Annotated in this window: 1 protein-coding gene; it reads right to left on the bottom strand. The window is 71.7% G+C overall.

Annotation, left to right across the window (positions count from 1 at the left end; genetic code table 11):
- A partial coding sequence (locus CQZ88_RS32055) for a condensation domain-containing protein (RefSeq protein WP_258008838.1) occupies positions 1-1,711 on the bottom strand: 1,711 nt, incomplete at both ends.

Below are 1,711 nucleotides of genomic sequence, written 5' to 3'. Positions count from 1 at the left end.
CTCCACGAGCCGCTCGAACGGCACGTCCGCATTGGCGAACGCCCCCAGGTCGGCCTCGCGGGCCTGTGCCAGCAGGTCCTCGAACGCCGCATCCGGCTGGACCTGCGTGCGGAAGACAAGGGTGTTGACGAACATGCCGATCAGATCGTCCAGCGCCCGCTCGTCACGCCCCGCGATGGGCGTGCCGATCGCGATGTCGTCCGTGTCGGACATCCGCGCGAGGAACACCGCGAGGGCGGTGTGCATCACCATGAACAGCGTCGTGTTGCTGCGACGGGCGAGGTCGATCAGCCGGGCGTGCAGCTCCGGATCGACGGCGAATCCGGTCCGGGCGCCGGCGAAGGACTGCACCGCCGGGCGCGGCCGGTCGGTGGGCAGGTCCAGCTGGTCGGGCAGACCGGCCAGCGCGTTCTTCCAGTACGCCACCTGCTTCGCCGCAACCGAGTCCGGATCGTCCTCGGACCCGAGGACCTCCCGCTGCCACAGCGCGTAGTCCGCGTACTGCACCGGCAGCGGCGCCCACGCGGGGAACTCGCCCTGCGAACGCGCGATGTAGGCCTGCATCAGGTCCCGGGTGAGCGGGCCCGCCGACGAACCGTCGGCCGAGATGTGGTGGACGACCAGGGCGAGCACGTGGTCGTTCGCGGCGAGCCGGAACAGCCGCACCCGCAACGGCACCTCGATGGTGACGTCGAAGGTCGTGGCGCCGAGTTCCCGGACGGCCGCGACGATGTCGTTCTCGCCGACCGCGATCGGGGTGAGATCCTGTTCGGCCTGGGCGGCGGGCACGACGACCTGGATCGGGCCCTCGGCCGTCTCCGGGTAGTAGGTCCGCAGGATCTCGTGCCGGGTGACGAGGTCACCGACCGCCGCCTGCAGCGCCGCGACGTCGAGCGTTCCGGTCAGCCGGATCGCCATCGGCACGTTGTACGCGGCGGTGTCCGTGTCGAAGCGGTTGAGGAACCACATCCGCTGCTGGGCCAGCGACAGCGGGATCCGCTCGGGACGCTGCCGCGCCTCGAGCGGCCGCCGGGCGTCGGCGCTCTGGTGCTGGACGGACACGGCGAGCGCCTCGACGGTGGGCGACTCGAACAGCGCGCGGATCGGCACCCGGACATCGAGCGCGGCACCGAGCCGGGATGCCACCTGGGTGGCGAGCAGGGAGTTGCCGCCGAGCTCGAAGAAGTCGTCGTCGAGACCGACCTGTTCGAGACCGAGCACCTCGGCGAACACCCGCGCCACGGCCTCCTCCGTGACGGTGGTCGGGGCCCGGAACTCCCGGGCCTCGAACACCGGCGCCGGCAGCGCCCTGCGGTCGAGCTTGCCGTTGACGTTCAGCGGCAGCGCCTCGAGCACCACGAACGCCGCCGGCACCATGTACGACGGCAGCTGCTGCGACAGGGCCGACTTGAGCTCCGCCGCATCGAATTCCGCACCGGCGGCCGGAACCACGTACGCCACGAGCTGCGCGCCCCCACGCTCGTCGTCCCGGGCGATCACCGTCACGTCGCGCACCTCGTCGATGCCGCGCAGCGCGGCCTCGATCTCGCCGAGCTCGATGCGGAATCCGCGCACCTTCACCTGGAAGTCGCCGCGGCCCACGTAGTCGAGCTCGCCGCCCCCGTCGCCCGTCCCGATCCACCGGACGAGATCGCCGGTGCGGTAGAGCCGTTCGCCGTCGCCGAACGGCGAGGCGACGAACCGCTCCGCC

The organism is Rhodococcus sp. ENV425, assembly GCF_002887785.1.
GTDB classification, from domain to species: domain Bacteria; phylum Actinomycetota; class Actinomycetes; order Mycobacteriales; family Mycobacteriaceae; genus Rhodococcus; species Rhodococcus aetherivorans.
This window is presented reverse-complemented; position numbering and strand designations above follow the sequence as displayed.